Source organism: Enterobacter cloacae complex sp. IR5450 (genome assembly GCF_049238665.1).
Taxonomy (GTDB): Bacteria; Pseudomonadota; Gammaproteobacteria; order Enterobacterales; family Enterobacteriaceae; genus Enterobacter; species Enterobacter hormaechei_C.
Genome location: NZ_JBMKIC010000031.1, coordinates 1 through 24346 on the forward strand (window position 1 = coordinate 1; position 24346 = coordinate 24346).

Sequence of the window (24346 nt, forward strand, 5' to 3'; positions counted from 1 at the left end):
ATCTGATGGAAATGGAAGCCACGCAAGCACCTTAAAATCACCATCATACACTAAATCAGTAAGTTGGCAGCATTACCAGAAAAGCCTGACGTCTATTTTCACCGCCAGGCCCTCCGCACTACATTCTTATGCAGCGGTTAAATACGTCTGGCCTGCCAGAAGTTTTTACGCCAGTAAACATTATCCAGAGAGGAGCGCATCACGCCACGGCTGGTCGAGGCATGAATGAACTGATTATCGGTGTCATAAATGCCGACATGAAGGCCGCTTTCACCGGAGCCCGTTTTAAAAAAGACCAGATCGCCGGGCAGGAGTTCGTCTTTATCAATTTCAGTGCCGATTTTCGCCTGCATACGCGTTTCTCGCGGAAGCTGGAGGTCAAATTTATCGCGGAAGGTCATCAGCACGAATCCTGAGCAATCCACCCCGCCCCGGCTCATGCCGCCGTAGCGATAAGGGGTGCCGCGCCAGTTGCTGAGCTGATCGTTCAGGCTGGCAATGACCGTAATGGAATCGGAAAGCCGTGGGTTGGGCGGAGGTGCATGATGGCTGCTGCATCCTGCAAGAAATAGCGCCGCAACAAGGAGAAACCAGAATCGCATTTCAGACGAATCCTCTGCTTTTTTTGTTCTTTCGGTAATTTAGCGTGCATCTATGCGACTGTGCAAGAAAGGTTATTCCTGCGCCGTGGAAATGAGCATCTTGTGGCCTTCAATATCCAGCCTCCGGAACGACATGTGGTAAGCGCTCGCAAGATTGGCGGCCGTCAGCACGTTGTCGCGCGTTCCGCTGGCAATCAGTTTGCCACGCGCCAGCAACCACACCCGATGCGCGTGGCGCAACGTATGGTTTAAATCATGGCTGCTCATCACAATGGCGATCCCCTTGCGACATAGCGCGCTGAGCAGGGTATCCAGCGCTGCCTGTTGGGCAACGTCCAGCCCGCTCATCGGCTCGTCCAGCAGCAGCATCCGCCCGTGAGGATTTCCCGCCGGATGGATCTGAAGGATAACGGCGGCCAGACGCACGCGCTGCCACTCGCCGCCGGAAAGCTGATTTGCCTGCCGGGTGAGCTTATCGTCTAACCCGAGCGCCGCAGCAACCTCGTTGAGCAAGCCCACCTGATTTTTATCAGACAGATGCAGCGTCAGGTAGTGCCAGACGGGCATCGCAAAGGGCGGAACCTGCTGCTGAACCAGGTAGCTTCGACGGGAGGCAAGTGTAGCGGGTAGCCAGTCGACGAGCGATTGCCCGAGAAAGGTTATCTCTCCTTCCCCGGTGGTCAGCCCCGCCATGCGAGCCAGCAGCGTGCTTTTTCCGGCGCCGTTTGGCCCAACCAGGTGAAGGATTTCACCTGCGTTGACTGCGGCAGTCACAGGCTCAAGACGTCCCTTCCCGGCAACGTCCGTGAGCTGCATCAGCAGCGTCATTATTTCGCCAGCGCCAGCTTGATTGATTCCATCACGATAGGATCTTCCGGCGTCATGTCAGGCGAAAAACGCTGCACGACCTGACCGTCACGTCCAATCAGGAATTTTTCGAAGTTCCACAGAATATCGTCCGGATAGAGCGGCGCGCGGCCTTTACTCGCCATACGTTCATAGAAACCACTCTCTTCAGGCGCAACGGCGGTCGGCGCCGCGGCCACCAGTTTGGCATACAGCGGATGACGATTTTCCCCGTTCACGTCAATTTTGCTGAACATCGGGAACGTCACGCCATAGGTTGTGCTGCAAAAGGTCTTAATTTCCTCTTCGCTGCCCGGCTCCTGGCCCAGGAACTGGTTGCACGGGAAGCCGAGTACGGTAAAGCCGTCTTTTTCCCAGGCTTTATGAATGTTTTCCAGCTGTTCATACTGCGGCGTAAGGCCACATTTCGACGCCACGTTCACGATGAGCAGCACCTTGCCCTTGTAGCCTTCCAGCGTGGTTTTCTCGCCGTCAATGGTCGTCACTTCGGTATTCAGAATATCAGACTGCATAGCATTCCCTCAGGTTGACTTACAGGTTGTGTTTTAACGTCCAGCTTTTAATAGTAGCCAGATAAAGACAGGCGCGCCCAGCGTTGCGGTCACCACGCCTATGGGCAACTCAGCGGCCGTCAGGGCGAGTCGGGCGATGATATCGGCAACCAGCAGCGTTGCCGCCCCGGCAACCGCCGAGGCCGGGAGCAGGGTTCGGTGGTCCGTCATGCCGCACAGACGCAGCATATGCGGGATCACCAGCCCAATAAAGCCAATCGCCCCCGCCAGCGCCACGCTTACGCCCACCATCCAGCCGATGGCGATAACCAGCACGTTGCGCCAGAATCCAATCGGCATCCCGAGCTGGCGAGCAGACGTTTCGCCCAGCGCGAGAATATTCAGCGGCTGCGCCTGGAAAACCATCCACAGGATAGCCGGGATCAGGAGCACCATCAGCCACCCCTGACGCCAGTCGACGCCACCAAATCCCCCCATCATCCAGTACATTAACTGGCGCAGATCGAAGGAGGTGGAGAAGTAGACGGCCCAGGTCATCAGCGCACTACAGATGATCCCCAACGCTACCCCGGCAAGCAGCAGCCGGCTGGTGGATAAATGGCGACGAGCAAAGCGCAGAAGGATAAGGGTTATCAACAGCGCGCCAAGGATGGCGCTGAGGCTAATCCCCCAGGCGGAGAGCTCGCCTCCCCCCAGCATCACGGCGGCGATAAGCCCGACGCCTGCACCATTCGAGACCCCGAGAAGCCCGGGTTCCGCCAGAGGGTTTTCAAATAATGCCTGCATGATCGTACCGCACAGCGCCAGCGCAGCGCCGACCAAAAGGACAGCCAGCGTCCGCGGCAGGCGGATCTGCCAGACAAAGAGCTGCCCTTCAGGCGTAAACCAGCTTTCCGGCCCCAGCCACCGATCGCCCGCACACAGGCTGACGGTGGTGGCGACAATCAACAGCACCCCGAGCAGACACAGGCGGCGGAGATCGGAGCGGTGCTGAAGACGGGCAAGATCAAGCATAGACGATAGGTTATCCGGTTGAGATATCATTGATTTTACGGCGGGTTTAGCAAATAGCGCAAAGAAAAAAGGCCGCGTGAGCGGCCTTTTTAGTTAGTTCATATTACTCTGCTTTGGGCGTTGCGTTTTCGACACGGCTTTTTAACTTCTGTCCGGGTCTGAAGGTCACCACGCGGCGGGCTGTAATGGGAATATCTTCCCCCGTCTTCGGGTTACGGCCCGGACGTTGGTTTTTGTCTCGCAAATCAAAATTGCCAAAGCCGGAGAGTTTAACCTGCTCACCATTTTCCAGAGCACGACGGATCTCTTCGAAAAACAGCTCTACCAGCTCTTTGGCATCCCGTTTGCTAAGCCCAAGCTTATCAAACAGATATTCTGACATTTCAGCTTTTGTAAGCGCCATAGGTTCAATCCCTCAATGATGCCTGGAATCGCTCTTTTAATGCCTCTACACATTTGGCGACGGTAGCGGCAATCTCCTCTTCTTCGAGTGTACGGCTGGTATCCTGAAGGATAAGGCTAATAGCGAGGCTCTTGAAACCTTCTGCTACGCCCTTGCCGCGGTACACGTCAAATAAGTTTACGCCAACTACCTGATTTACGCCAACTTTCTTACATTCGGCCAAAATATCTGCTGCGGGCACATTTTCAGCGACCACAACCGCGATATCACGGCGGTTTGCCGGGAAGCGTGAGACGTCCTGCGCCTGAGGAATGACGCGGTCTGCAACCGGGTTCCACTCCAGTTCGAATACGATGGTACGGCCATTCAGATCCAGCTTACGTTCCAGTTCCGGGTGAACAACCCCAATGAAACCAACACGTTTGCCGTCTAAATAGATCGCCGCACTCTGACCCGGATGCAGGGCTGGAATCGCTTCTGCGCGGAATTCAATTTCGGATAATTTACCGGTCAGATCGAGAATTGCTTCCAGATCGCCCTTCATATCGTAGAAATCAACCGTCCCTTTTGCCAGGTCCCAGTGCTCTTCATAGCGGTTACCGCTGATGGCGCCGGCCAGCATGAGATCCTGACGGATGCCTAAATTCGCCTGAGTATCCGGTACAAAGCGCAAACCGCTTTCGAAAATACGTACACGGTTTTGCTGACGGTTCTGGTTATAAACGATAGTGCCCAGCAGTCCCGTCCACAGGGACAGACGCATCGCTGACATCTCGCTGGAAATCGGGCTTGGCAGGATCAGCGCTTCCTGACCCGGGTGGATCAGCTGTTGCAGCTTAGGATCAACGAAGCTGTAGGTGATCACTTCCTGGTAGCCTTTGTCGTTCAGCATGGTTTTCACACGCTTCAGAGACAGATCGGCTTCGCGATGGCTGCCCATCACCAGACCCGCCTGCACCGGCTCGTCAGGGATGTTGTTGTAGCCGTAAACGCGGGCCACTTCTTCCACCAGATCTTCTTCGATCTCCATGTCGAAACGCCAGGATGGCGCAACGGCTTTCCACTCGTCCTGACCTTCTGTGACTTCGCAGCCCAGGCGCGTCAGAATGTCGGTCACCTGCGCATCGGCAACGTGGTGACCAATCAGGCGATCCAGCTTGCTGCGGCGCAGGGTAATGGTCGCACGCTTCGGCAGTGTCGCTTCGTTGGTCACATCAATTACCGGACCCGCTTCACCGCCGCAGATATCGATCAGCAGGCGAGTTGCACGCTCCATCGCTTTGTATTGCAGCGCAGGATCCACGCCACGCTCGTAGCGATGAGAAGCATCAGTGTGCAGACCGTGACGGCGTGCGCGGCCGGTGATGGAGAGCGGGCTGAAGAACGCGCATTCCAGCAGGACGTTTTGCGTCTCGTCGTTAACGCCAGAGTGCTCGCCGCCGAAGATACCGCCCATCGCCAGCGCTTTGTTGTGATCGGCAATCACCAAGGTGTCGGCGTTCAGTTTCGCTTCGCTGCCGTCCAGCAGAACCAGGGTTTCGCCCTCTTTCGCCATGCGCACGACGATCCCACCTTCGATACGATCTTTATCAAAGGCGTGCATTGGCTGGCCCAGCTCCAGCAGAACATAGTTGGTGACGTCAACCACGGCGTCGATAGAACGGATACCGCAGCGACGCAGTTTCTCTTTCATCCACAGCGGGGTTGGCGCTTTAACGTTAATACCTTTCACCACACGACCGAGGTAGCGTGGGCAGGCCTCAGGCGCGTCTACCTGAATCGGCAGCACGTCACTGATGGTTGCCTCAACCGGCGCGATCTCCGGCACGTTCAGTTCGGTCTGGTTTAGCACGGCCACGTCGCGGGCCACACCGATGATGCCTAAGCAGTCGGCACGGTTTGGCGTTACGCTGATTTCGATGGTGTTGTCATCAAGCTTCAGGTATTCGCGGATATCGGTACCGACTGGCGCATCCTGCGGCAGTTCAATAATGCCGGAGTGATCGTCGGAAATACCCAGTTCGGAGAAGGAGCACAGCATACCTTCAGACGGCTCACCGCGCAGCTTAGCCGCTTTGATTTTGAAATCGCCCGGCAGTACCGCACCGACGGTCGCCACGGCCACTTTCAGGCCCTGACGGCAGTTTGGCGCACCGCAGACGATATCCAGCAGACGATCACCGCCCACATTGACTTTTGTTACGCGCAGTTTGTCAGCGTTAGGGTGCTGACCGCATTCAACCACTTCGCCCACGACCACGCCGGTGAAGGCGCCAGAAACCGGCTCTACACCGTCAACTTCCAGACCCGCCATGGTGATCTGGTTGGAAAGCGCGTCGCTGTCCAGCGTGGTGTTCACCCATTCGCGTAACCACAGTTCACTGAATTTCATTGTTCTGTCCTGCCCTTATTTAAACTGTTTGAGGAAACGCAGATCGTTTTCGAAGAACGCACGTAAATCGGTTACGCCGTAGCGCAGCATGGTCAGACGCTCCATGCCCATACCGAACGCAAAGCCGGAATACACTTCTGGATCGATACCCACGTTGCGCAGCACGTTTGGATGCACCATGCCGCAGCCCAGCACTTCCAGCCATTTACCGTTTTTACCCATCACGTCAACTTCCGCAGACGGTTCGGTGAACGGGAAGTAGGACGGACGGAAGCGAACCTGCAAATCTTCCTCAAAAAAGTTGTTCAGGAAATCGTGCAGCGTGCCTTTCAGGTTGGTGAAGCTGATGTTTTTATCAACAATCAGACCTTCCATCTGGTGGAACATTGGGGTGTGGGTCTGATCGTAGTCGTTACGATAGACGCGACCCGGCGCGATGATGCGGATAGGCGGTTCCTGTTCCTTCATGGTACGGATCTGAACGCCGGAAGTCTGGGTACGCAGCAGACGGGTAGCGTCAAACCAGAAAGTGTCGTGGTCAGCACGTGCCGGATGATGGCCAGGAATGTTGAGGGCATCGAAGTTATGGTAATCATCTTCAATTTCCGGGCCAGTCGCCACGGTAAAGCCGAGCTCACCGAAGAAACTTTCAATACGATCGATAGTACGGGTAACCGGATGCAGACCGCCGTTTTCGATACGACGACCCGGCAGAGAAACGTCAATCGTTTCTGCCGCCAGACGCGCATTCAGTACTGCGCTTTCCAGCTCGGCTTTACGCGCGTTCAGCGCCTGCTGTACCTGCTCTTTGGCTTCGTTAATCACTGCACCGGCTGCCGGGCGCTCCTCTGCTGGCAGTTCACGCAGGGTAGTCATCTGAAGGGTCAAATGCCCTTTCTTGCCCAGATATTCGACGCGGACATTGTCTAACGCGGCAACATCTGAGGCCTGGTTAATGGCGGCCGTTGCACTGGCAACCAGCTCTGCGAGATGTGACATGGTTTTCCTCATTATGTCGGTGCAGACACCGAATTGTTGGACGTATTCTCTTAACTTCAGGCACAAAAAAAGCCTCCATCGGGAGGCTTATCTGGCGCTGTTTTTCGTTTCATCTTTCACGCGCTAGCCTCCTGAAGTCAGGTGCTAAAGTAAAAGAAGAAGCGGAAAATAGCAGCATTCATGCTTGCGTTACCTTGTAGGGTAAAAACCGTTAAGACCTTATTGAAAAGCCTGCACGGATAAATGTCAATCTTCTGATGGTGTTAAATGAAAAGAGGAGGCAAAGCCCCCTCTCTCAACTGGCTTATGCCAGTGCTGCTTTCGCTTTTTCGACCAGAGCGGTGAACGCTACTTTGTCGAATACTGCGATGTCAGCCAGGATCTTACGGTCGATTTCAACAGAGGCTTTTTTCAGGCCGTTGATGAATTTGCTGTAAGAAATACCGTTCTGACGTGCTGCTGCGTTGATACGCGCAATCCACAGTTGACGGAACTGACGCTTACGCTGACGACGGTCACGGTAAGCGTACTGACCTGCTTTGATAACAGCCTGGAAGGCAACGCGGTATACGCGTGAACGCGCACCGTAGTAGCCTTTAGCTTGTTTCAAAATTTTCTTGTGACGTGCACGTGCAATTACACCACGTTTTACGCGAGCCATGTGTGCTCTCCTGTATCTATTCTAAGTTAAAAAAGTTAAACGTTAACGACTTATGCGTACGGCAGGCACGCGATGACCAGGCCCAGATCGCCTTTAGAAACCATGGCTTTTGGACGCAGGTGACGTTTACGCTTGGTAGCTTTCTTAGTCAGAATGTGACGCAGGTTAGCGTGCTTGTGCTTAAAACCACCTTTACCGGTTTTTTTGAAGCGCTTAGCAGCACCGCGTACGGTCTTAATTTTTGGCATTTTAATAACTTCCACTTCGCATTGTTAAATAAACGAAACATAGGCGAACAAAACCTATGAAACCCGAAGGCTCCACAGATTTTGCTGCTTGAAGGCCTTACTGTTTCTTCTTAGGAGCGAGCACCATGATCATCTGGCGGCCTTCGATCTTCGTAGGGAAGGATTCGACTACTGCCAGTTCACTCAGATCGTCACGGACGCGGTTAAGCACTTCCATACCAATCTGTTGGTGGGCCATCTCACGACCGCGGAAACGCAGCGTGATCTTGGCCTTATCGCCATCTTCCAGAAAGCGAATCAGGCTGCGGAGTTTTACCTGATAATCGCCATCGTCGGTACCAGGACGGAATTTGATTTCCTTAACCTGGATAACTTTTTGCTTCTTCTTCTGTTCCTTAGAAGACTTACTCTTTTCATAAAGGAACTTGCCGTAGTCCATGATACGACAAACTGGCGGTTCGGCGTTAGGGCTGATTTCAACTAAATCTACTCCAGCTTCTTCAGCCTTTTCGATCGCTTCTCTCAGACTCACAATCCCCAGCTGCTCGCCTTCCAGACCTGTTAAGCGAACTTCCTGGGCGCGAATCTCGCCATTGATACGATTCGGACGTGCCGTTTGAACTCGTTTTCCGCCTTTAATACCTTATTCCTCCAGTTGTTGAAGACTGCGGCTGCGAATCTCTTGTTGCAGCTTCTCAATCACTTCACTTACGTCCAGGCTCCCCAGGTCTTTACCACGGCGGGTGCGAACGGCAACTTTGCCTGCTTCCACCTCTTTATCACCACAGACCAACATATACGGGACACGACGTAAAGTGTGCTCGCGGATTTTAAAGCCAATCTTCTCATTTCTCAAGTCTGCTTTTACGCGAATGCCCGCATTTTGTAGTTTCTGCGTCAATTCTTTAACGTAATCCGCCTGAGAATCGGTAATGTTCATCACCACGACCTGCACTGGCGCAAGCCAGGTTGGGAAGAAGCCTGCGAACTCTTCGGTCAGGATGCCGATGAAGCGCTCCAGTGAACCGAGAATCGCACGGTGAATCATAACCGGCACCTGACGCTCGTTGTCTTCGCCAACATAAGAGGCGCTTAAACGCTGCGGCAGGGAGAAGTCCAGCTGTACCGTTCCGCACTGCCATGCGCGATCGAGGCAGTCATACAGGGTAAATTCAATTTTCGGACCGTAGAATGCGCCCTCGCCCAGCTGGTATTCGAACGGAATACCGTTCTCTTCCAGCGCTACGGCGAGATCCGCCTCTGCGCGATCCCATGTCTCATCGCTGCCGATACGTTTTTCCGGACGCGTTGAGAGTTTGACCACGATCTTTTCGAAGCCAAAGGTGCTGTACATATCGTAGACCATACGAATACAGGCGTTAACTTCTTCACGGACCTGATCTTCAGTACAGAAGATATGCGCATCATCCTGAGTAAAGCCACGAACACGCATCAGACCGTGCAGCGCACCTGATGGCTCGTTACGGTGGCAGCTACCGAACTCCGCCATACGCAGCGGCAGATCGCGGTAGGATTTCAGACCCTGGTTGAAGATCTGAACGTGGCCCGGGCAGTTCATTGGCTTGATGCAGTATTCACGGTTCTCAGACGAAGTGGTGAACATCGCATCTTTGTAGTTGTCCCAGTGGCCGGTTTTTTCCCACAGCACACGGTCCATCATGAACGGGCCCTTCACTTCCTGATACTGGTACTCTTTCAGCTTGGAGCGCACGAACGTTTCCAGTTCACGGAAGATAGTCCAGCCGTCGTTATGCCAGAACACCATCCCCGGCGCTTCTTCCTGCATATGATACAGGTCAAGCTGCTTACCGATTTTACGGTGGTCACGCTTAGCCGCCTCTTCCAGGCGTTGCAGGTATGCGTTCAGGGCTTTCTTATCGGCCCACGCGGTACCATAGATACGCTGCAACATCTTGTTGTTGCTATCGCCACGCCAGTAAGCGCCTGCGATTTTCATCAGTTTGAAGTGATGACAGAAGCGCATATTCGGCACGTGCGGACCACGGCACATGTCGACGTATTCCTGGTGATGGTACAAGCCTGGCTTGTCATCATGAGCGATGTTTTCATCAAGAATCGAGACTTTGTAGCTCTCGCCGCGCTTCACGAAGGTTTCACGCGCTTCGTGCCAGCTGACTTTCTTCTTAATGACGTCATAGTTAGTTTCGGCGAGCTCGTGCATACGTTTTTCGAGCGCGTCGATATCTTCCTGGGTCAGGGTGTGGTCAAGGTCAACGTCGTAGTAGAAACCGTTGTCGATAACCGGGCCGATCGCCATTTTGGTGTTTGGCCACAGCTGCTTGATAGCATGGCCTAACAGGTGCGCGCAGGAGTGACGAATGATCTCCAGACCTTCTTCGTCTTTCGCGGTGATGATCGCAAGCGTTGCATCGCTTTCAATCAGATCGGACGCGTCTACCAGCTCGCCGTTTACGCGGCCTGCAATGGTTGCTTTTGCAAGTCCAGGACCGATATCCAGGGCAACATCCATTGGGCTAACAGCGTGGTCGAAATGGCGTTGGCTGCCATCAGGAAGAGTAATTACAGGCATTTTATATCCTTATTTGCAGTGATGCCCCACACATAAGAGCATATACAAAGAAAATAATCGTGATTAAACAGTAGATTACGAAACCATCTGACCAACAATCGTCAAATTGGTTCGTCATCATTCACCGGCCGATTTCAGAATAATGCGGGTTTACGACAGGCGACGTAATGGTAACACTATTGACAGGGCGAATGCACCTTCCAGCGACCGTTTTGAACCGCACATACTGTTGTCTGCATTAATGAACTTTTGTTGACGGGTGCTCGCAATCCGAAAGTGCTGAGCTATTCTTGATCTGGTCCTTAAACATCGAAGGGGTATCACATGAACGTATCGAGTAGAACCGTTGTGATATTAAATCTACTTTCCGCTGCTGGCCTGGTATTGATTCTGGCTGACAGATTCCATTGGTTTTAAGCCGAACCGGTGTTCCGGCATAACCTGTTCTCCCTTGTTGAGCGCTTTCTGGCGCAGACTTTGGTAGACTAAGGGTATCAACTGACAAGGATTAGGTTATGCCAACAAAAAGATTTGCCGTGAAGCACTGGAAAATGGTCGTGGTGTTAATTGCTATTTGCGGCGCGATGTTGCTGCTGCGCTGGGCCGCTATGATCTGGGGCTGATATTTTGTCAGCGAAAACCTGCCGTGAATTTACTGAATAAATCTTAACTATCTTTACGATAATTTATGGTCCAAAACCGGTACGTCATAAGCCGGTTTTCGACAGGCTGTGGCAGCGTATATATTCCGTCACACGTGGCAGTTGAAATATCAGGACCACTCACCCGCCACCAGCTTATGTACATCAAATGCATCATTCATTGACTGGCCGGTAGACTGAGAGCCAGGGGCAATGTTGGAGCCTGCTTCTACATCAGAGGCTTTAGCGATCCCGATTGGGCTGTTAACGTCATTGGCAGGTTGCGTATTATCAGCAGCAAATACGCCAAATGAAAGTGCGGAAAGCACCATCGCTGCTGTAGCGGTTTTGATTTTTTTCATAATTTTATTCTCATACTTATTTAATGCGATATGCCTGAGGCAAGTTTTTCGCCTGTGCCGTAAGTGTAGATCTGGATCACATTCTTGCCTAGTCAAATTATTTATCAATTCGTGTCAAATAAACTGAATAAGCCCTGGCCAGCTAATTATGGAGAAATTATGAAGATGAAACCAGACACATTATTTTAAAACGACGTTTAATATAAATAAGCACAGTTTCAGAAAATAAAAAACGGGCCGGGATTATTCTCGGCCCGACGATATTACATTTTATAACCTAATGAAATCGTGGTTCGGCGATCGGTATGTTCCGGTGCAGAATCAGGTGGGGATGAGTTCCAGGTTACGTTGTACGCCACCTTGAGTCCAAAGTGTTCATTGATCGCCACGTTCAACGCACTTTCTGAGTTCAGCGTTGTATCTTCAGCACCAAACACCGACACACCCTGGGTGAATTTTGCGTTGTCGGTCATCTGCCATGCATAGGTGCCCGATGCATAACCCAGCGGCTGGGTTTCATCTTCGCCGTTGGTGTACTCGTCGTAACGGACACCCGGACCGAATTCAAAACGCAGGCTGTGCACCGGCCCATTGAGGAACTGACGACCATAACCCGCAGTTACGACATCACGCTGGCGATAGCCGTTGTAGCGGTCAGTCAGCCAACTCGCCTGCCCGAACAGGTAGTCATAATCGGTCATGTTGTATCGGCTACGTCCGCCTACCGCGTATTTCTCCGATGAGCGTTGATCGTTAGCAGAGGTGTTGCTGGCATTTCCCCACAGCGACCAGGCCGTGGTGTTGCCGTACCAGGTCAGGGTGCTGTCTGCGGTCAGGGAGGAACTTTTCGTGTTACCGGATTGCGCCAGATACCCGGCATTCACGTTACCTTCAAAGGGTTTTTTGGCAGTGGAGGGATCGTCCATGACAGTAAAAACGGTATCATCGGCGGTTGCATTCAGTGACGCAAATACGCCACCCGCCAGCATCAGTGCTGCGGGTACTGTCTTCAAAAGCTTCATTTTATTTAAGGAGTCCGTACAACATAAAAAGAGACCGTCACGGTCTCGGAAACTTTCTTGCGGATCAATGACAAGGCGACCATAGAAAGGTAACAAATTATAAAAAGCCGCAAATAACATAGCAATATTTTCTTCTTTCATTTTTTGAATAAGAACGATCCCAAAACGCGTTTTATTTTATATGCCCGGCGCAGCTTATTTGTCAGCATTCATATTTAAAATCATACTGTTATTTACGTTGCCTTCCTGCCAAATGGTGCCAGGCTTAAAAGAACCCATGATAAAAGGAGGTCATGATGGCTTCGATTTATACGCTGACACTCTCCCCTTCCCTCGACTCCGCGACCATGACGCCGCAAATCTACCCGGAAGGTAAGCTGCGCTGTAGCGCGCCGGTGTTTGAGCCGGGCGGCGGCGGCATCAACGTGGCGCGCGCTATTACCCATCTCGGCGGAAAAGCCACCGCCATCTTCCCCGCTGGCGGCGCCACGGGAGAACATCTGGTGGCGTTGCTGGCAGATGAACAGGTGGCCGTAGACACCGTCGACGCTAAAGACTGGACCCGGCAGAATCTGCATGTCCATGTTGAATCCAGCGGCGAGCAATATCGCTTTGTGATGCCGGGGGCGATATTGACCGATGATGAGTTTCGTCAACTGGAAGAGAAAGTGCTGACCATTGAAAGCGGCTCATTACTGGTGATCAGCGGTAGCCTGCCGCCGGGCGTCAAAACAGAGAAACTGACGGCGCTGGTTCAGGCGGCGCTCCAGCGCGGCATCCGCTGCATTGTCGATAGCTCGGGCGAAGCCCTGAAGGCGGCGTTAGAACCCGGACAACTTGAACTCGTTAAACCTAACCAGAAAGAGCTCAGTGCCCTGGTTAATCGAGAACTCAGCCAGCCTGATGACGTTCGTACTGCCGCAGAAGAGCTGGTACGTACGGGAATAGCGCATCGCGTCGTGGTCTCTCTCGGTCCTCAGGGGGCGCTGGCCGTCGATAAGACGGGCTTTGTGCAGGTTGTGCCACCGCCGATGAAAAGCCAGAGCACCGTGGGTGCCGGTGACAGTATGGTTGGCGCGATGGTGCTGAAGCTGGCGCAGGGGGCTTCGCTTCTGGAGATGGCTCGCTATGGCGTCGCGGCAGGGAGTGCAGCCACAATAAACCAGGGAACGCGTCTGTGTTCGCTTGCGGATACCCAGAAAATTGTCGATTACCTCGAGAGAAGCTGAACCTGCTTCCCCTTCCCATGGAAGGGGAAGTCGCTAAACAGGGCTTATCGACTATGCTAAGAAAACTTTCAGGATAACAACGAGGTGAATTATGAGCAGTGGTGATATCACCCGCTACGTCGTAACCGTGAATATTCATGAGGCGTCGCTGACCGAACTGAATGAACTCAACAACGCGTTCACGCGCGCCAATTTTCTGCTTACGCTGACGGACGATGAGGGCAATATTCACGATCTCGGCTCACTGGCATTTGGCCTGATAAGCCCGCTGAGTCAGGAAGAGGTGAAGGCGCTGGCCAGTAGCCTGGTGGAAAGCGTGACTGACAAAGCCACGGAAATTGATGTGGATAGCTGGGAAAACTGGCATAAAAAAGAACAATAAGTGCCCTGTATAAAATTAAACCGCTCAGTTGTGCGTTAGTTCCTGTTTTTTTATAGCCGTTTTGCGCTAACTTTATGATCTGGCAGACAACATGGGAGAGACATCATGTGGCAGGCTATCAGTCATCTTTTAAGTGAGCAGCTGGGTGAAGGTGAAATTGAACTGCGTAACGAACTGCCAGGCGGAGAGATCCATGCCGCATGGCATTTACGTTACGCCGGGCGCGATCTTTTCGTTAAATGTGATGAGCGCGAATTGCTCCCCATTTTTACTGCCGAAGCCGATCAGCTTGAGCTGTTATCGCGCAGTAAAACAGTCACCGTTCCGCAGGTTTTAGCCGTCGGCAGCGATCGTGACTATAGCTTTCTGGTGATGAACTATCTTCCCGCGCGTCCTCTGGATGCGCACAACGCCTTTATTCTCGGGCAACAGATCGCCCGTTTGCACCAGTGGAGCGATCAACCTCAGTTTGGGCTCGATTTCGATAACGACCTCTCCACCACCCCACAGCCAAACGCATGGCAGCGCCGCTGGTCGACTTTTTTCGCCGAACAGCGCATCGGCTGGCAGCTGGAGCTGGCCGCTGAAAAGGGATTAGCGTTCGGCAACATCGACGCGATTGTTGAACATATTCAGCAGCGTCTGGCTTCGCATCAGCCTCAGGCTTCCCTTCTGCACGGTGATTTATGGTCAAACAACTGCGCGCTTGGGCCTGATGGTCCCTATATATATGACCCGGCCTGCTACTGGGGCGACAGAGAGTGTGACCTCGCGATGCTGCCGTTGCACCCTGAACAGCCGCCGCAAATTTATGATGGCTATCAGTCTGTCTCGCCGTTACCTGCGGGTTTCCTTGATCGTCAGCCGGTTTATCAGCTGTACACCTTGCTAAACCGGGCTATTTTGTTTGGCGGGAGTCATCTGGTAAATGCCCAGCGGGCGCTGGACCGTATTCTGGCGGCATAGCGGGAAGGGGCAGCATCACGCCCCTTCCCTTAGGATTTACAGGAAGCCAAGCAGCGTAAAGAAGAAATACCCGGCCACAATGATGATGACCGGCAGGATGTAGAGCGGGAAAAACTGCACAAAAATGGTATGACGCGGAACGACAATGCGCGATTCGATCTGCTCGCGGCTCATCCCGTCAGGGCCTTTCGCCTTCTCAAGTATCAGCTGATCTTCCACCCCTTCGCGTAAAAAGCGGGTCTGGCGACTCATGCGCGCGCCGGAGGCCTGCAACGCCATCGCGATAAATATCAACGCATAGATTATCCAGAAACCGACATTCAGCTGGTGGTGAAAATCCGGCGTGGGGGAGTTGAACCAGAAGACGTTCAGGAACGGGGTGTTAAACCGCATCATCTCAATCATGACGTGGGCAAAATCAAGCATAACGGCATTGATGCCCGGCTGTTTTTCGCTGTGATCGTACATAAATTTGAGTACGGAGATCAGCGTTGAAATCAGGGCGGGAATAAAAATAACCCAACCAGCAATACGTTTTAAGACCGCGATGCGTCCAGCTTGTTGATACGTCATTAGTTCCTCTTCATAAAGACGCGTTATTTGTGCCTAAGTCTACCTGCTGTCGGTCAATTTCGCCCGCTCTTTGCATGCAATATGCTAAATTGCTTGTGCTTAGCACCGTTCGTCTTACCCCAAGATAAGGAGATGTTGTAATGTCGACACCGCGCAAGATACTTGCCGCTATTTTTGACATGGATGGATTGCTGATTGATTCCGAACCCCTGTGGGATCGGGCTGAACTGGACGTGATGGCCAGCCTCGGCGTCGATATCAGTCGTCGTAACGAGCTTCCCGATACCCTGGGGCTGCGCATCGATATGGTGGTTGACCTTTGGTATGCCCACCAGCCATGGGTTGGCCCGAATCGCGACGAAGTTACGGCGCGCATTATCAACCGCGCCATCTCCCTCGTAGAAGAGTATAAGCCTCTGTTACCGGGCGTACGCGACGCTATCGCCCTGTGCAAGGCGCAAGGGCTGAAAGTGGGGCTGGCCTCCGCCTCACCGCTGCATATGCTGGAAAAAGTGCTGACGATGTTCGGGCTGCGCGACAGCTTCGACGCGCTGGCCTCGGCCGAAAAGCTTCCGTACAGCAAGCCACATCCGCAGGTGTATATGGACTGCGCCGCGAAACTGGGGCTGGATCCGCTTACCTGTGTGGCGCTGGAAGATTCGGTTAACGGCATGGTGGCGTCCAAAGCCGCACGTATGCGCTCCATCGTTGTGCCGGCTGAAGAAGGCCGACACGATCCCCGTTTTGCCCTGGCGGATGTCAGGCTGACGTCTCTTGAAGAATTGACTGCCCGCCATCTGCGTGGGGAGTAACGCTCTTTCAGGCAGCTTCGGCTGCCTGCCCCGCAGAATCAAAACAACGTTTTACTTTATTTGCTTTTCTCATTCCAGACTCCTATTCTTACGTGCAGAATGACAATAACCTGACTTCTGAGGCGCGTATGATACTGGATGCTTTTACTCTGGCAGGAAAAGTGGCGATGGTGACCGGGTGCGATACCGGTCTGGGGCAAGGCATGGCCATTGCCCTCGCCGAAGCAGGATGCGATATCGTGGGGGTTAACCGCAAGGTTCCTGACGAAACGGCAGCGCGCGTTACGGCGCTGGGACGACGCTTTATCGCGATTCGCGCCGATCTTGGCAAGCAGGAGAGTATTCAGAGCGTGGTGGATACCGCAGTCGCTGAGATGGGCCGCATCGATATTCTGGTTAACAATGCCGGCGCCATCCGCCGTGCCGATGCGCTGGAATTTAGTGAGAAGGACTGGGACGAGGTCATCGATCTCAATCTGAAATCAGTCTTTTTCCTCTCTCAGGCAGTGGCGAAACAGTTTATCGCGCAGGGTCAGGGCGGCAAGATCATTAACATTGCTTCCATGCTCTCCTTCCAGGGCGGCATCCGGGTGCCCTCCTATACGGCGTCCAAAAGCGGCGTGCTGGGCCTCACCCGCCTGCTGGCGAACGAATGGGCAACGCTGGGCATTAATGTGAATGCTATTGCGCCGGGTTATATGGTGACAAATAACACCCGGCAGCTTCGCGATGATGAGCAGCGCAGCCAGGCGATCCTCGACCGGATTCCGGCGGGCCGCTGGGGTCTCCCGGAGGATTTACAGGGTCCGGTGGTGTTTCTGGCTTCAAGAGCATCTGATTACGTTAACGGTCATACTCTCGCCGTAGACGGTGGCTGGCTGGCGCGCTAACCGCGCGTTTGTGACAAAGAGTTACACCGTCACCTCTTTCACACACTGTATAAAAACCCTATACTGTATGAATCGACAGTTTACCGGGTTTTATCATGACGGCGGAAGGCCACCTGCTTTTTTCACTTGCCTGTGCAGTGTTTGCCAAAAACGCTGAACTGACCCCTGTGCTGGCACAGGGGGACTGGTGGCATATTGTCCCTTCCGCCGTACTTACCTGCCTGCTGCCGGACATAGATCATCCAAAGTCATTCCTTGGCCAGCGGCTAAAGTGGATTTCAAAGCCCATCGCCAGAGCCTTTGGTCATCGCGGGTTTACCCACAGCCTGCTGGCCGTATTTGGCCTGCTTACACTCTTCTATTTAAAGGTTCCGGAGAGCTGGATCGTCCCGGCGGATGCCATTCAGGGCATGGTGCTTGGCTACTTAAGCCATATCCTCGCCGATATGCTGACGCCAGCGGGCGTACCGCTGCTCTGGCCCTGCCGCTGGCGTTTCCGCCTGCCAATCCTCGTGCCGCAAAAAGGCAACCAGCTGGAGCGCGTTCTGTGCATGGCGCTGTTTGCGTATGCCGTCTGGATGCCGCAGACATTGCCCGAAAATGGTGCAGTGCGCTGGTCATCGCAGATGATCAACTCGCTGCAATTTCAGTTCAATCGTTTTATTAATCACCAGATTGAACATTAAACCGACAATATAATCACTTTTGTCATAAACCATTCCATATGGATATAAGCGTGACATCACACTTCTGATAACCTTGCGCCAACAGGTTCGGTAAAAACCGACCGTATAATAAATCAGGAGAACGGGGATGAATTTTCCACTCATCGCGAACATTGTTGTGTTCGTCGTATTGCTATTGCTTCTCGCCCAGGCTCGCCACAAACAGTGGAGCCTGGCGAAAAAGGTACTGGTCGGTCTGGTCATGGGCGTGGTGTTTGGCCTGGCCTTACACGCTATTTACGGCTCCGACAGCCCGGTACTGAAAGACTCCATTCAGTGGTTCAACATTGTCGGTAACGGCTATGTACAGCTGCTGCAAATGATCGTTATGCCGCTGGTATTCGCCTCTATTCTGAGCGCCGTAGCCCGCCTGCACAATGCCTCTCAACTGGGTAAAATCAGCTTCCTGACCATTGGTACCCTGCTCTTCACCACGCTGATTGCAGCGCTGGTGGGTGTGCTGGTAACCAATCTGTTTGGCCTGACTGCTGAAGGTCTGGTGCAGGGTAGCGCTGAAACCGCGCGTCTGACGGCGATTGAGACCAACTACGTGGGTAAAGTGGCCGATCTGACCGTTCCGCAGATGGTGCTCTCCTTCATTCCGAAGAACCCGTTTGCTGACCTGACCGGCGCAAGCCCAACCTTCATTATCAGCGTGGTGATCTTCGCGGCATTCCTGGGCGTGGCTGCGCTGAAGCTGCTGAAGGACGATGCGCCGAAAGGCGAGCGCGTTCTGACGGCCATCGATACCCTGCAAAGCTGGGTGATGAAGCTGGTGCGTCTGGTCATGCAACTGACGCCGTACGGTGTCCTGGCGCTGATGACCAAAGTCGTTGCAGGTTCTAACCTGCAAGACATCATTAAGCTTGGCAGCTTTGTGATCGCCTCTTATCTGGGGCTGGGCATTATGTTTGTGGTGCACGGTATCCTGCTGGGCGTGAACGGCGTTAGCCCGCTGAAATATTTCCGCAAAGTCTGGCCGGTGCTGACCTTCGCCTTCACCAGCCGTTCCAGCGCGGCATCTATCCCGCTGAACGTGGAAGCACAGACCCGTCGTCTGGGCGTACCGGAGTCTATCGCCAGCTTCTCGGCCTCCTTTGGCGCCACCATCGGGCAGAACGGCTGTGCGGGTCTCTACCCGGCGATGCTGGCCGTGATGGTTGCCCCAACCGTGGGGATTAATCCGCTGGATCCGGTCTGGATTGCGACGCTGGTCGGTATCGTGACCATTAGCTCCGCCGGTGTTGCGGGCGTGGGCGGCGGCGCGACCTTCGCTGCGCTGATCGTTCTGCCTGCGCTTGGACTGCCGGTGACGCTGGTTGCCCTGCTGATCTCTGTTGAACCGCTGATCGACATGGGTCGTACCGCCCTGAACGTGAGTGGCTCAATGACCGCCGGTACCCTGACCAGCCAGTGGCTGAAGCAGACCGACAAAACAATTCTCGACAGTGAAGATGATGCCGAACTGGCCCATCGTTAATCACGGCCGAAATAAAAAAACCGCCTGAGGGCGGTTTTTTTATGGCTGTTATTCTTCAACCTCTTCATCCTGGCGGGTCTGCATAGCCCATCGCTGCGCCGATTCTGGCACAGTAAACGCAGGGGAGCGACGGAAGTGCTCGCCAATCAGCACGAAGGCAACGTATTTACCCCGTAACATCCAGACATCGCGAAAACCATCCACTTTCAGGGCATGGTCAGGCGGCGCGGGTTCAACGCGGGGCACATAGCTAATAACCTGGCGGTTTTGTTGACGAAGAGGTTTCATAAGCGACGGGTTCACTAAAGCAAATTCTTAAAGCAGGAAATTTCTATCATAGCCGATTCTCCCCCCACCCGTCGCGCCTGACATGTGGCAGATGGCTCCTTTCGCTAATCACTTCCTCTGAAAACGCTTAGTTCGCCTGCTAATTCATCACATTGTTCTATCCTTAATAGGGTTTTCAGGAACGAACAAAGGAGAATCGTGCAATGTCGAACAATGATAAACCCCATCAATCCCCTATTCATGGCACCGAAGAATCTCAACCGGGAATGGACTCACTCGCCCCTGCGGATGGCTCTCATAAACCGTCGCCGGGCCTCTCCGCGCCGGGCGAGCAACCTACTGCACCGGGAAGCATGAAGTCACCCGATGCGGACAACGAAAAGTTAAAATCTCTCGACCCGCACCGCAAAGGGGGTGAAGGCTATGCGCTGACCACCAATCAGGGCGTGCGCATCGCCGATGATCAGAACTCCTTGCGCGCCGGAACGCGCGGCCCGACGCTGCTGGAAGATTTCATCCTGCGGGAAAAAATCACCCATTTCGACCATGAGCGTATTCCTGAACGTATCGTTCACGCTCGCGGCTCTGCGGCGCACGGCTATTTCCAGCCGTACAAGAGCCTGAAGGAGATCACGAAGGCGGATTTCCTTTCCGATCCGAACAAAATTACACCGGTATTTGTGCGCTTCTCTACCGTACAGGGCGGCGCGGGTTCGGCCGACACGGTGCGTGATATCCGCGGCTTCGCCACCAAATTCTATACCGAAGAGGGCATTTTCGACCTCGTCGGGAATAACACCCCGGTTTTCTTCATTCAGGATGCGCATAAATTCCCTGACTTTGTCCATGCGGTAAAACCAGAGCCACACTGGGCCATACCGCAGGGACAAAGTGCGCATGACACCTTCTGGGACTACGTCTCCCTGCAACCGGAAACCCTTCACAACGTGATGTGGGCGATGTCTGACCGGGGGATCCCACGCAGCTATCGCACCATGGAAGGCTTTGGTATTCATACCTTCCGTCTGATTAACGCTGAAGGTAAAGCGACGTTTGTGCGTTTCCACTGGAAACCGGTCGCGGGGAAAGCGTCCCTGGTGTGGGATGAAGCACAGAAGCTGACCGGGCGCGATCCGGACTTCCACCGTCGCGAACTGTGGGAATCCATTGAAGCCGGTGATTTCCCGGAATACGAGCTGGGGTTACAGCTGATCCCGGAAGAGGACGAATTCAAATTCGACTTCGACCTGCTCGACCCGACCAAGCTTATTCCCGAAGAGCTGGTGCCGGTTCAGCTGGTGGGCAAAATGGTGCTTAATCGCAACCCGGATAACTTCTTCGCGGAGAATGAGCAGGCTGCGTTCCACCCGGGCCATATTGTGCCGGGGCTGGATTTCACCAACGATCCGCTGCTCCAGGGCCGTCTGTTCTCTTATACCGATACGCAGATCAGCCGTCTCGGCGGACCGAACTTCCACGAAATTCCTATCAACCGTCCGACCTGCCCGTACCATAACTTCCAGCGTGACGGGATGCATCGCCAGGATATCGATACCAACCCGGCGAACTACGAGCCAAACTCCATTAACGATAACTGGCCGCGTGAAACCCCGCCGGGGCCAAAACGTGGCGGATTCGAGTCGTATCAGGAGCGCGTGGATGGAACAAAAATTCGCGAGCGCAGCCCGTCATTCGGCGAATATTACGCTCAGCCTCGCCTGTTCTGGAACAGCCAGACCCCGATTGAACAGCAGCACATTATCGGCGGTTTCAGCTTTGAGCTGAGCAAAGTGGTGCGTACCTACATTCGCGAGCGCGTGGTCGACCATCTGGCGCATATTGATATCCAGCTTGCTCAGGGCGTGGCGAATAATCTCGGCATCACGCTCACCGATGAGCAATACCATGCCGCACCGCCAAAAGACGTGAACGGGCTGAAGAAGGATCCGTCCCTGAGCCTGTACGCGGTACCTGGCGGGTCAATTAAAGGCCGCGTAGTGGCTATTCTGCTGAACGATAAACCGCGCGCCAGCGACGTACTGGGGATCATGCGGGCGCTCAAAACCCAGGGCGTACATGCCAAACTGCTTTACTCTCGTATGGGTGAAGTGACGGCCGATGATGGCTCCGTCCTGCCGATTGCCGCGACCTTCGCCGGAGCACCGTCGCTGACGGTTGATGCGGTGATTATGCCGTGCGGCGACGTTGAGAGCCTGCTCGGTAACGGTGATGCCGCCTATTATCTGCTGGAAGCCTATAAGCACCTGAAGCCAATCGCTCTGGCAGGCGATGCGCGGAAGTTTAAAACTCTGCTGAAGGTACCGGATCAAGGGGAAGAAGGCATTGTCGAAGGTGATAACGTCGATGATGCGTTTATGACCCGGTTGTTTGACCTGCTCGCCGCGCACCGCGTGTGGTCGCGCAGCAGTAAGATTGACCAGATACCGGCGTAAAAAACCTGAAGCCCTCACCCCGGCCCTCTCCCCTGGGAGAGGGAGAAAACAATAAAAACGGTAACCAAAAGGTTACCGTTTTGCTTTTACCTCGCCACCGGGCTTTGCCTCAAAGATCCCTGAACGTCCCCAGACGATACCCACGCTCGGCAATCGCATACTTTAACGACGCCGATGTCAGCACATCCAGTTCTGCCAGACGCGGCCAGCAGTAGGCGCTCTTACGTACTATCTCATCGACAAACGCCGGGTGCGCCATTACCTCAAGCGAGCGCTCCCCTTTTGCGGCGGAGCCATCCAGCACCTTCAGGAACAGCGCTTCATCGATCTCGTCGCCATAAAATGCGCTGCTGAACCCCTCCGTTGACGTCACCGCGACGTCCGGCAACCCGCGCACCTCACGATCCACGCGCATCGCCACGCCTTTACGTTGCGCAAACTCTGCCACAAGCGGGAAAATCGCCGGGATCATATGCACATGATGATGGCTGTCAATATGGGTAGGTTCGCGGCCAAACACATCCACAAAGCGGTTAAACTGGCACTCCAGCTCGCGGGCAATCTCATCGAGCGGCAGAGCGTCCTGCTCCGCCATTTCCCAAATCCATTTCCCCAGTTTTCCCTCGCGCGTCAGACCCGGCATCGGTGAAAGGGGCAACCCAAGCGTCAGCACAAAATGCATGCCCACGCCCAGCTCGGGCAGCTCACGGCTTAACTGCGCCGCATGTTCCACCGCCTCACCGTTGATGAGCGCTGTTGTAGAGGTCACGACGCCCCGGCGACAGGCTTCAATAATGCCGTAGTTCTGCCCTTTTGACAGGCCAAAATCATCGGCATTGACGATCAGCAGGTTTTCCATCGCGCCTCCTCTTAACGGTGTGTGAGTTTCAGTTTCTCAACCGTTGCAGCAAAGTTTGGCAGCCATTTTTCATGCGCCAGGATCATCTCACTCGCGAGTTTTTCAGCGTCACGGTCAGAATGCACCAGCGGGCTGAGATTCAGCGCCAGCAGCACGTCATTCAGTTCGCCGCTCAGGGCAGCATTGCTCGCCGCCACTTCAAAGCCTTTGATGGTGTGAATCAGCCCCATCACCTTATCGTCGAAGTGGGTAATGCGGGGATGCGGTTTTGCACCCTCGCGTCCAAGGATGCAGGTCATCTCAACGGCCCAGTCTGCCGGGATATTGTCGATGTGCCCGTGATGGGGAACGTTCACATAGTGCTCGGCCTGCTTGTCATTGTAAATGGCGTTAATCACTTCACACGCCGCATCCGAATAGTATGCCCCGCCGCGCTGCTCCAGCTCTTTCGGTTTGACGTTCAGGTTCGGATCTTTATACAAATCAAACAGCTGCTTCTCTACTTTCTGCACAACCTGAGCGCGTGCGCCACCTTTGTAGTATTCGCCCATTTCAATGGCCAGCATCTCTTTCTGCTTGAAGTAGTAAAGCAGATACGAGCACGGCAGCAGATTCAGGGAGCGGATCAGCCCTTCGCTGAACGGCAGATCGAAGATGTTTTTCACCGAGGCCGCAGTCAGGCGACCAGAGGCGACGCCGTCGAGCAGTTCCGCAAAGCGCGATTGCCCGTTCACAATCACATCTTTGATAAAGACCATGTGATTCAGGCCGAACAGGTCAATGGACAGATCATCGTGCTCGGTCAGTTCCAGTACATCGCGGATGAACATCTTCATGCCAATCGGAATATTGCAGACGCCGATAAAGCGTTTGAAACCGGTATGGCGATAGACTGCCTCGGTGACCATCCCGGCCGGGTTGGTAAAGTTAATCACCCAGGCGTTCGGGCAGATCTCCTCCACGTCTTTAATGATGTCAAAAATGACCGGAATAGTACGCAGGCCTTTAAACAGGCCACCTGCCCCGTTGGTTTCCTGGCCCAGATAACCGTGGCTCAGCGGAATGCGCTCGTCCAGCTCACGCGCCTTCAGCTGGCCGACGCGCAGCTGCGTGGTCACGAAGTCAGCATCTTTCAGTGCCAGGCGACGATCCAGCGTTTTATGCACGGTTAAGGGCACGCCCGCTTTTTCAACCATGCGTTTGCACAGTTCAAAAATAATATTCAGCTTCTCCTGACCTTCTTCAACATCCACCAGCCATAATTCGCTGACCGGTAATTCATGATACCGTTTCAGGAAACCTTCAAGTAATTCCGGGGTATAGCTGCTGCCGCCACCAATGGTTACGACTTTTAATTTCTGTTGCATAATATCTCCCTTAGCGTATCAGGTTAA

At 53.8% G+C, this 24346-nt stretch carries 28 protein-coding genes and 1 other annotated feature; of the genes, 10 read left to right on the plus strand and 18 right to left on the minus strand.

The window, feature by feature from the left end:
• Nucleotides 1–137 precede the first annotated feature (137 nt).
• From ACOTYB_RS19380 to thrS, 12 genes are all read right to left on the minus strand, one after another.
• The gene (locus ACOTYB_RS19380) at nt 138–602 is read right to left on the minus strand and encodes an NlpC/P60 family protein (RefSeq protein WP_003857796.1); all 465 of its coding nucleotides are present in this window, start codon (nt 600–602) and stop codon (nt 138–140) included.
• Nucleotides 603–674: 72 nt separating this feature from the next.
• A complete protein-coding gene (gene btuD, locus ACOTYB_RS19385; RefSeq protein WP_022650906.1) occupies nt 675–1430 on the minus strand; it encodes a vitamin B12 ABC transporter ATP-binding protein BtuD in 756 nt (251 codons plus the stop codon).
• On the minus strand, nt 1430–1981 hold the full coding sequence (locus tag ACOTYB_RS19390; RefSeq protein WP_022650905.1) for a glutathione peroxidase: 552 nt from the start codon (nt 1979–1981) through the stop codon (nt 1430–1432). The genes btuD and ACOTYB_RS19390 overlap by 1 nt, the downstream gene beginning before the upstream one ends.
• 33 nt (nt 1982–2014) lie before the next feature.
• On the minus strand, nt 2015–2995 hold the full coding sequence (btuC, locus tag ACOTYB_RS19395; RefSeq protein WP_032609032.1) for a vitamin B12 ABC transporter permease BtuC: 981 nt from the start codon (nt 2993–2995) through the stop codon (nt 2015–2017).
• Nucleotides 2996–3098: 103 nt separating this feature from the next.
• Entirely contained in the window at nt 3099–3398 is a 300-nt protein-coding gene (gene ihfA, locus ACOTYB_RS19400; RefSeq protein ID WP_003857805.1) for an integration host factor subunit alpha, read from the minus strand.
• Between the two features lie 4 nt (nt 3399–3402).
• A complete protein-coding gene (pheT, locus tag ACOTYB_RS19405) occupies nt 3403–5790 on the minus strand; it encodes a phenylalanine--tRNA ligase subunit beta (protein ID WP_022650903.1) in 2388 nt (795 codons plus the stop codon).
• Between the two features lie 15 nt (nt 5791–5805).
• Complete coding sequence (gene pheS, locus ACOTYB_RS19410; protein WP_003857809.1) at nt 5806–6789, minus strand: phenylalanine--tRNA ligase subunit alpha; 984 nt, start codon at nt 6787–6789, stop codon at nt 5806–5808.
• A gap of 62 nt (nt 6790–6851) precedes the next feature.
• Nucleotides 6852–6976 (minus strand) — a sequence feature (Phe leader region).
• Complete coding sequence (gene pheM / locus ACOTYB_RS19415; RefSeq protein ID WP_001386830.1) at nt 6927–6971, minus strand: pheST operon leader peptide PheM; 45 nt, start codon at nt 6969–6971, stop codon at nt 6927–6929. Its footprint overlaps the feature before it by 45 nt.
• A gap of 117 nt (nt 6977–7093) precedes the next feature.
• On the minus strand, nt 7094–7450 hold the full coding sequence (gene rplT, locus ACOTYB_RS19420) for a 50S ribosomal protein L20 (RefSeq protein ID WP_000124850.1): 357 nt from the start codon (nt 7448–7450) through the stop codon (nt 7094–7096).
• Nucleotides 7451–7500: 50 nt separating this feature from the next.
• Nucleotides 7501–7698, minus strand: a complete 198-nt coding sequence (gene rpmI / locus ACOTYB_RS19425; protein ID WP_001124225.1) for a 50S ribosomal protein L35 — start codon at nt 7696–7698, stop codon at nt 7501–7503.
• A gap of 97 nt (nt 7699–7795) precedes the next feature.
• Nucleotides 7796–8338, minus strand: coding sequence for a translation initiation factor IF-3 (gene infC, locus ACOTYB_RS19430; RefSeq protein WP_023616141.1), 543 nt, complete (start codon nt 8336–8338; stop codon nt 7796–7798).
• 3 nt (nt 8339–8341) lie between these two features.
• Complete coding sequence (thrS, locus tag ACOTYB_RS19435; RefSeq protein WP_003857814.1) at nt 8342–10270, minus strand: threonine--tRNA ligase; 1929 nt, start codon at nt 10268–10270, stop codon at nt 8342–8344.
• A gap of 324 nt (nt 10271–10594) precedes the next feature.
• Between thrS and yncL the strand changes: the two genes are divergently transcribed.
• Complete coding sequence (gene yncL, locus ACOTYB_RS19440; RefSeq protein ID WP_071785204.1) at nt 10595–10687, plus strand: stress response membrane protein YncL; 93 nt, start codon at nt 10595–10597, stop codon at nt 10685–10687.
• A 98-nt stretch (nt 10688–10785) separates the two neighbouring features.
• Nucleotides 10786–10893: a small membrane protein YniD gene (gene yniD / locus ACOTYB_RS19445; RefSeq protein ID WP_003857815.1), complete on the plus strand. Its 108-nt coding sequence runs from the start codon at nt 10786–10788 to the stop codon at nt 10891–10893.
• Between the two features lie 149 nt (nt 10894–11042).
• Here the strand turns inward: yniD and ACOTYB_RS19450 are convergent, their stop codons facing one another.
• Together ACOTYB_RS19450 and ACOTYB_RS19455 are read right to left on the minus strand one after the other, a co-directional pair.
• Nucleotides 11043–11273: a hypothetical protein gene (locus ACOTYB_RS19450; protein ID WP_022650901.1), complete on the minus strand. Its 231-nt coding sequence runs from the start codon at nt 11271–11273 to the stop codon at nt 11043–11045.
• Between the two features lie 263 nt (nt 11274–11536).
• Complete coding sequence (locus tag ACOTYB_RS19455; RefSeq protein ID WP_026080717.1) at nt 11537–12295, minus strand: DUF481 domain-containing protein; 759 nt, start codon at nt 12293–12295, stop codon at nt 11537–11539.
• A gap of 296 nt (nt 12296–12591) precedes the next feature.
• Between ACOTYB_RS19455 and pfkB the strand changes: the two genes are divergently transcribed.
• The 3 genes from pfkB (at nt 12592) to ACOTYB_RS19470 (ending at nt 14872) form a co-directional block, all read left to right on the plus strand.
• Nucleotides 12592–13524 carry a 6-phosphofructokinase II gene (pfkB, locus tag ACOTYB_RS19460; RefSeq protein ID WP_126524958.1) on the plus strand — a complete coding sequence of 311 codons (933 nt, stop codon included), beginning with the start codon at nt 12592–12594 and terminating at the stop codon, nt 13522–13524.
• Nucleotides 13525–13615: 91 nt separating this feature from the next.
• Nucleotides 13616–13906 (plus strand): type V toxin-antitoxin system endoribonuclease antitoxin GhoS, encoded by a 291-nt coding sequence (ghoS, locus tag ACOTYB_RS19465; protein ID WP_003857822.1) that lies wholly within the window; start codon nt 13616–13618, stop codon nt 13904–13906.
• 105 nt (nt 13907–14011) lie between these two features.
• On the plus strand, nt 14012–14872 hold the full coding sequence (locus ACOTYB_RS19470) for a fructosamine kinase family protein (RefSeq protein ID WP_022650899.1): 861 nt from the start codon (nt 14012–14014) through the stop codon (nt 14870–14872).
• A gap of 36 nt (nt 14873–14908) precedes the next feature.
• Here the strand turns inward: ACOTYB_RS19470 and ACOTYB_RS19475 are convergent, their stop codons facing one another.
• Nucleotides 14909–15445, minus strand: coding sequence for a YniB family protein (locus ACOTYB_RS19475; protein ID WP_015570741.1), 537 nt, complete (start codon nt 15443–15445; stop codon nt 14909–14911).
• A 140-nt stretch (nt 15446–15585) separates the two neighbouring features.
• Between ACOTYB_RS19475 and hxpB the strand changes: the two genes are divergently transcribed.
• The 4 genes from hxpB to tcyP all read left to right on the plus strand — a co-directional run bounded on the left by hxpB (nt 15586) and on the right by tcyP (nt 19352).
• Nucleotides 15586–16257: a hexitol phosphatase HxpB gene (gene hxpB, locus ACOTYB_RS19480; RefSeq protein WP_220153751.1), complete on the plus strand. Its 672-nt coding sequence runs from the start codon at nt 15586–15588 to the stop codon at nt 16255–16257.
• 128 nt (nt 16258–16385) lie between these two features.
• Nucleotides 16386–17147 (plus strand): 2-dehydro-3-deoxy-D-gluconate 5-dehydrogenase KduD, encoded by a 762-nt coding sequence (gene kduD, locus ACOTYB_RS19485; protein WP_421765870.1) that lies wholly within the window; start codon nt 16386–16388, stop codon nt 17145–17147.
• Between the two features lie 95 nt (nt 17148–17242).
• Nucleotides 17243–17833: a metal-dependent hydrolase gene (locus tag ACOTYB_RS19490; RefSeq protein ID WP_015570742.1), complete on the plus strand. Its 591-nt coding sequence runs from the start codon at nt 17243–17245 to the stop codon at nt 17831–17833.
• Between the two features lie 127 nt (nt 17834–17960).
• Complete coding sequence (gene tcyP / locus ACOTYB_RS19495; protein WP_421765871.1) at nt 17961–19352, plus strand: cystine/sulfocysteine:cation symporter; 1392 nt, start codon at nt 17961–17963, stop codon at nt 19350–19352.
• Nucleotides 19353–19400: 48 nt separating this feature from the next.
• Here tcyP and cedA read toward each other — a convergent pair whose 3' ends face one another.
• Nucleotides 19401–19655 carry a cell division activator CedA gene (gene cedA, locus ACOTYB_RS19500; protein ID WP_071785203.1) on the minus strand — a complete coding sequence of 85 codons (255 nt, stop codon included), beginning with the start codon at nt 19653–19655 and terminating at the stop codon, nt 19401–19403.
• Nucleotides 19656–19843: 188 nt separating this feature from the next.
• Between cedA and katE the strand changes: the two genes are divergently transcribed.
• Nucleotides 19844–22093 carry a catalase HPII gene (gene katE, locus ACOTYB_RS19505; protein WP_220153750.1) on the plus strand — a complete coding sequence of 750 codons (2250 nt, stop codon included), beginning with the start codon at nt 19844–19846 and terminating at the stop codon, nt 22091–22093.
• Nucleotides 22094–22202: 109 nt separating this feature from the next.
• On the opposite strand, the gene chbG is transcribed toward katE, so the two are convergent.
• Both chbG and ACOTYB_RS19515 read right to left on the minus strand, forming a co-directional pair.
• Entirely contained in the window at nt 22203–22952 is a 750-nt protein-coding gene (gene chbG / locus ACOTYB_RS19510; RefSeq protein WP_045342744.1) for a chitin disaccharide deacetylase, read from the minus strand.
• An 11-nt stretch (nt 22953–22963) separates the two neighbouring features.
• Nucleotides 22964–24319 carry a 6-phospho-beta-glucosidase gene (locus tag ACOTYB_RS19515; protein WP_022650894.1) on the minus strand — a complete coding sequence of 452 codons (1356 nt, stop codon included), beginning with the start codon at nt 24317–24319 and terminating at the stop codon, nt 22964–22966.
• Nucleotides 24320–24346: the final 27 nt, after the last annotated feature.

Excerpts from the sequence above, each read along its gene's own strand:
- ACOTYB_RS19380 (WP_003857796.1), bottom strand. The coding sequence starts at position 602 with ATGCGATTCTGGTTTCTCCTTGTTGCGGCGCTATTTCTTGCAGGATGC.
- btuD (WP_022650906.1), bottom strand. The coding sequence starts at position 1,430 with ATGACGCTGCTGATGCAGCTCACGGACGTTGCCGGGAAGGGACGTCTT.
- ACOTYB_RS19390 (WP_022650905.1), bottom strand. The coding sequence starts at position 1,981 with ATGCAGTCTGATATTCTGAATACCGAAGTGACGACCATTGACGGCGAG.
- btuC (WP_032609032.1), bottom strand. The coding sequence starts at position 2,995 with ATGCTTGATCTTGCCCGTCTTCAGCACCGCTCCGATCTCCGCCGCCTG.
- ihfA (WP_003857805.1), bottom strand. The coding sequence starts at position 3,398 with ATGGCGCTTACAAAAGCTGAAATGTCAGAATATCTGTTTGATAAGCTT.
- pheT (WP_022650903.1), bottom strand. The coding sequence starts at position 5,790 with ATGAAATTCAGTGAACTGTGGTTACGCGAATGGGTGAACACCACGCTG.
- pheS (WP_003857809.1), bottom strand. The coding sequence starts at position 6,789 with ATGTCACATCTCGCAGAGCTGGTTGCCAGTGCAACGGCCGCCATTAAC.
- rplT (WP_000124850.1), bottom strand. The coding sequence starts at position 7,450 with ATGGCTCGCGTAAAACGTGGTGTAATTGCACGTGCACGTCACAAGAAA.
- rpmI (WP_001124225.1), bottom strand. The coding sequence starts at position 7,698 with ATGCCAAAAATTAAGACCGTACGCGGTGCTGCTAAGCGCTTCAAAAAA.
- thrS (WP_003857814.1), bottom strand. The coding sequence starts at position 10,270 with ATGCCTGTAATTACTCTTCCTGATGGCAGCCAACGCCATTTCGACCAC.
- yncL (WP_071785204.1), top strand. The coding sequence starts at position 10,595 with ATGAACGTATCGAGTAGAACCGTTGTGATATTAAATCTACTTTCCGCT.
- yniD (WP_003857815.1), top strand. The coding sequence starts at position 10,786 with ATGCCAACAAAAAGATTTGCCGTGAAGCACTGGAAAATGGTCGTGGTG.
- ACOTYB_RS19450 (WP_022650901.1), bottom strand. The coding sequence starts at position 11,273 with ATGAAAAAAATCAAAACCGCTACAGCAGCGATGGTGCTTTCCGCACTT.
- ACOTYB_RS19455 (WP_026080717.1), bottom strand. The coding sequence starts at position 12,295 with ATGAAGCTTTTGAAGACAGTACCCGCAGCACTGATGCTGGCGGGTGGC.
- pfkB (WP_126524958.1), top strand. The coding sequence starts at position 12,592 with ATGGCTTCGATTTATACGCTGACACTCTCCCCTTCCCTCGACTCCGCG.
- ghoS (WP_003857822.1), top strand. The coding sequence starts at position 13,616 with ATGAGCAGTGGTGATATCACCCGCTACGTCGTAACCGTGAATATTCAT.
- ACOTYB_RS19470 (WP_022650899.1), top strand. The coding sequence starts at position 14,012 with ATGTGGCAGGCTATCAGTCATCTTTTAAGTGAGCAGCTGGGTGAAGGT.
- ACOTYB_RS19475 (WP_015570741.1), bottom strand. The coding sequence starts at position 15,445 with ATGACGTATCAACAAGCTGGACGCATCGCGGTCTTAAAACGTATTGCT.
- hxpB (WP_220153751.1), top strand. The coding sequence starts at position 15,586 with ATGTCGACACCGCGCAAGATACTTGCCGCTATTTTTGACATGGATGGA.
- kduD (WP_421765870.1), top strand. The coding sequence starts at position 16,386 with ATGATACTGGATGCTTTTACTCTGGCAGGAAAAGTGGCGATGGTGACC.
- ACOTYB_RS19490 (WP_015570742.1), top strand. The coding sequence starts at position 17,243 with ATGACGGCGGAAGGCCACCTGCTTTTTTCACTTGCCTGTGCAGTGTTT.
- tcyP (WP_421765871.1), top strand. The coding sequence starts at position 17,961 with ATGAATTTTCCACTCATCGCGAACATTGTTGTGTTCGTCGTATTGCTA.
- katE (WP_220153750.1), top strand. The coding sequence starts at position 19,844 with ATGTCGAACAATGATAAACCCCATCAATCCCCTATTCATGGCACCGAA.
- chbG (WP_045342744.1), bottom strand. The coding sequence starts at position 22,952 with ATGGAAAACCTGCTGATCGTCAATGCCGATGATTTTGGCCTGTCAAAA.
- ACOTYB_RS19515 (WP_022650894.1), bottom strand. The coding sequence starts at position 24,319 with ATGCAACAGAAATTAAAAGTCGTAACCATTGGTGGCGGCAGCAGCTAT.